The sequence below is a fragment of the Neisseria sicca VK64 genome, assembly GCF_000260655.1.
Lineage (GTDB): Bacteria > Pseudomonadota > Gammaproteobacteria > Burkholderiales > Neisseriaceae > Neisseria > Neisseria sicca_B.
This window is the reverse complement of the sequence record NZ_AJMT01000134.1, coordinates 1-3819: the sequence shown is the minus strand read 5'-3', so window position 1 is coordinate 3819 and position 3819 is coordinate 1. Positions and strand designations below refer to the sequence as shown.

4 protein-coding genes and 1 pseudogene are annotated in these 3819 nt (G+C 51.8%); 1 reads left to right on the top strand and 4 read right to left on the bottom strand.

The annotated features are described in order from the left end of the window. The 3 genes and pseudogenes from HMPREF1051_RS14875 to lysS form a co-directional block, all read right to left on the bottom strand. Positions 1-255: pseudogene (locus HMPREF1051_RS14875) on the bottom strand (hypothetical protein); the annotation flags it as partial. Further along, positions 224-508 carry a helix-turn-helix domain-containing protein gene (locus HMPREF1051_RS07945; RefSeq protein WP_003766864.1) on the bottom strand — a complete coding sequence of 95 codons (285 nt, stop codon included), beginning with the start codon at positions 506-508 and terminating at the stop codon, positions 224-226. The pseudogene HMPREF1051_RS14875 and the gene HMPREF1051_RS07945, both read right to left, overlap by 32 nt. Positions 509-614: 106 nt before the next feature. After that, a complete protein-coding gene (lysS, locus tag HMPREF1051_RS07940) occupies positions 615-2126 on the bottom strand; it encodes a lysine--tRNA ligase (RefSeq protein WP_003766870.1) in 1512 nt (503 codons plus the stop codon). A gap of 254 nt (positions 2127-2380) precedes the next feature. Between lysS and HMPREF1051_RS07935 the strand changes: the two genes are divergently transcribed. Then, on the top strand, positions 2381-3526 hold the full coding sequence (locus HMPREF1051_RS07935) for a hypothetical protein (protein WP_003766868.1): 1146 nt from the start codon (positions 2381-2383) through the stop codon (positions 3524-3526). Between the two features lie 67 nt (positions 3527-3593). Here the strand turns inward: HMPREF1051_RS07935 and HMPREF1051_RS15275 are convergent. Further along, positions 3594-3819 (bottom strand): hypothetical protein (locus HMPREF1051_RS15275; RefSeq protein WP_036492545.1); only part of this gene is annotated, 226 nt, incomplete at its 5' end.

Below are 3819 nucleotides of genomic sequence, written 5' to 3'. Positions count from 1 at the left end.
GCGCCTTTGTCCGTAGCGTCCTTTATGCCGCCGGTAGGTTTCGACGAGGAGGGCTTTGTCGGCTGCGTCGGGGTCGGGTCGGTCTTGGTGGTGGTAGTAAAAGCTGCTTTTGGGCAGGTTTGCGATGTGCAGCAGGTATTTGAGCGGGTGTTGCGCCCTCAGTGTTTGGACGGTTTGGCTTTGTCCTTTTCGGTCTGTTTTTGGCTGAGGGCTTTTAACTCCTTTAAATAGGCAACCTTTGCGCGCATATAGCACAACTCTTCATAAGCTCTGCCTGCGTTTTTTCTTGGTCGGGTTTATCTGAGATGAAGGGGTTTTTGCGGTGTTGGGTCATGGTTTTGGATTGGGGATGTTCGAGTGCGCCGATGCCGCCTTCTTGATAGGCGCGTATCCATCGTCTCAGGTGGGTTCGGGAAATGCCGTAGTGGTCTGCGGTACGCTGTTGGCTGCGTATATGCAGGTAGTGGAGTACGGCTTGGTATTTGAAGTGTAATGTATATTTGCTCATAAAAAAACTGCACCTTGTGAGTTGGAGGGGATGTGTCCAACTTTTGGGGTGCAGTTCAAACCATTTTCCGGTTTTCAGACGACCTTTTCTTTATTATCTGCCTACCTTATTCGGGACGCATCTGCGGGAACAGAATCACGTCGCGGATGGTTTGAGAATCGGTCAACAGCATCACCAAGCGGTCGATGCCGATGCCGCAACCGCCTGTCGGCGGCAAACCAAATTCCATCGCGCGAATGTAGTCTGCATCGTAGTGCATGGCTTCGTCGTCGCCCGCGTCTTTTTGCGCCACTTGCGCTTTGAAGCGTTCGGCTTGGTCTTCGGGGTCGTTCAACTCGGAATAGCCGTTTGCCAGCTCGCGGCCGACAACGAACAATTCGAAACGCTCGGTCAGACCTTGTTTCGTATCCGAAGCGCGTGCCAACGGGGAAACTTCGACCGGGTAATCGACAATGAAGGTCGGGTTCCACAGTTTGCCCTCGGCGCAACCTTCAAACAGGGCAAGTTGCAGGCTGCCGATGCCTGGGGACGGCGGCAGGCTTTCGCCGTGTTTGACGATTTCTTTTTTCAGCCACTCTGCATCGTTCAACTGCTCGTCGGTGTAGTGCGGATTGTATTTTTTGATGGCTTCAAGAATGGTCAGGCGCTCAAACGGGCTTTCCAAATCGACTTCTTTGCCGTTGTAGCTGATTTTCGCCGTGCCGTTGACCGTGCGCGATGCGTTGCGGATGATGTCTTCCGCCATCTGCATCATGCGTTCGTAGTCGGAGAAGGCTTCGTAGAATTCAATCATGGTGAATTCGGGGTTGTGGCGCACGGACATGCCTTCGTTGCGGAAGCTGCGGTTAATCTCGAACACGCGCTCCAAACCGCCGACCACCAGACGTTTCAGATACAACTCGGGCGCAATGCGCAGGTAGAGCGGGATGTCCAAAGCGTTGTGATGGGTCACGAACGGTTTCGCCGTCGCGCCGCCGGGAATCGGGTGCATCATCGGGGTTTCGACTTCGAGATAATGCTCGTTCACCATGAAATTGCGCACGGATTGGATGATTTGGCTGCGTTTGATAAACGTATTGCGCGATTCTTCGTTGGCAATCAAATCGACGTAGCGTTGGCGGTATTTGGTTTCCTGATCGCTCAAGCCTTTGTGTTTGTCGGGCAGCGGGCGCAGGGATTTGGACAGCAGGCGGATGTCGGACACGCGCACGGTCAATTCGCCGTGGTTGGTTTTGAACAAAGTGCCTTCCGCGCCGACGATGTCGCCCAAGTCCCAATGGTTGAAATCGTCCAAAACTTCCTGACTCACGCCTTTGTTGTTCAGATAAAGCTGGATTTGGCCGGTCACGTCTTGGATGGTGGCGAAGCTCGCCTTGCCCATTTGGCGTTTGAGCATCATGCGGCCGGCAATTTTGACGGGAACGGCTTGCGGGTCAAGTTCTTCTTTGCCGATTTCGCCGTATCGGGCGTGCAAATCGGCGGCAAAGCTGTCGCGCTTGAAGTCGTTGGGATAGGCAATGCGCTGTTGGCGGATGTTGTGCAGTTTTTCGCGGCGCAGGGCGATGATTTGGTTTTCGTCCAACTGCGGCTCGGTTTGCGGATTGTTTTGTTCGCTCATGGTGTTTTCCGGAAAAATAAATCAGGCGCAATCTGTTTCAGACGACCTGATTGAATCACAAAATTTGCGCATATTTTACGCGATGTCGGTGTTTTTTTCTATCCGGCTCAAAAGGTCGTCTGAAAAACATCGGGCAGGGGTTTTCGGTCAATCCGTTTGGCGGGAAAAAGATACCTGAAATCAAGTTTGGAAAAACATTTGGCTTTTTTGCTGTTATACTCATTCCATTTATTTCAAATCAATATCTGAAGATTATGTACTGGTCTATTCCTGATATCCCCGATACCATCGTCGCCCGCAAAAACAGCAAGTGGAATACCCCTTGGGTATGGCTGACGGTATTGGCTTTGCTTTTCATTGCGGCGTTGATTGTTGTGTTGTGGCTGAAAATCAGCCCGTTTTATCTGTTGATACCGGTTGGCGTTTGGGGCGCGGCTTTGCTGTACCGCTTTATCTTGTCGATGAACCGCAGCGCGGCGGCAGATGCTTGGGAAACCGAAAAAGCGAATATCCGCAAAAAATGGACGGATTGGGCGCAAAGAAGCATCGTATTGGTCGATTCGCATACCATCCTACCCGACCCCTTGTCGCTGCCGGACGTCATTACCCAAGCCTCAGGCGGACGAAATGCCGATCTTTTTCTGTTTCCGCGTGATGAAGACGAAGACCTGTGGCGCAGCGGCTATCCTTACGTTGCCGAACATTTTTACCAAAAGTTGAGCGAATTGGCTGAGTATCGGCAGCCTGTGACCCTGCACATCGATGCGCCGGACGAAGAAGCGTATTTGAACTGGCAGCAGAGATTTGAAGAAATCGCCGAAATGGCGGGTGTCCGCGCGACTATCAAGCCTTTGTCCGATGGCGAAAGTTTGATGGGCGATTGGGTGGAAAACCGCCAGTTTGAAGGCATTCATGTGATTTTTTCGGCATGGCTGAACGAAGACGCTTCAGATGCCGAGTTTACAGAAAACGCAACTTGGCTGGTGTTTGCCTCGCCTTATGCCGCCAAACAGAACAAATTGCCCGTCAAAGCGGTTTTGCAGCGTCCGATTGCCATCTCCTTGTCCGACGAAACGGCGCAAAACAAATCTTTCGGACACTACGCCGATTACGCTTTGAAAAACCGCACCGTCCATGCTGCCTGGTTTACCGCACCACCTAAAGATACGCAACAATACGTCGGCAAACTTCGCCAAGCAGGCGTCAGCTGGAACGATAATTTCGACCTGCCCTTGATACACACGCCCGAACCGTATACAGGTCAACTTCCGCGAGAAAGCCACTGGCTGACTCTGGGCTTGATGGCTGAAAACAGCGATCAGCAAAACCAATTGTTCGGCTGGCAGAAAGACGGTAATCTGTATATGGGCTGCCTGATTCATCAAAATTCAGCAGCATAAGCCGACTATCTTGTCAGGGTACAAAAGGTCGTCTGAAAACTTGAAGTTTGGGTTTTCAGACGACCTTTTATTTAATCCACGCCAGTTTGTAGCGTGGGCTTTGCCCACGAAATCTATCTTCTGACAATCTGAATTGGATGATCACGTTTTCACTCATATCGTGGGCAAAGCCCACGATACGGATTGCTGCAACGGCAACCTGTCCCTTCCCCCGTCCGGCGGGGGAAGGTTGGGATGGGGGTGGCTTTGTGGATTTAGGTAAAATCAAATTCGTGTAGCCCGCAGAGCCACCC

Excerpts from the sequence above, each read along its gene's own strand:
- HMPREF1051_RS07935 (WP_003766868.1), top strand. The coding sequence starts at position 2,381 with ATGTACTGGTCTATTCCTGATATCCCCGATACCATCGTCGCCCGCAAA.
- HMPREF1051_RS07945 (WP_003766864.1), bottom strand. The coding sequence starts at position 508 with ATGAGCAAATATACATTACACTTCAAATACCAAGCCGTACTCCACTAC.
- lysS (WP_003766870.1), bottom strand. The coding sequence starts at position 2,126 with ATGAGCGAACAAAACAATCCGCAAACCGAGCCGCAGTTGGACGAAAAC.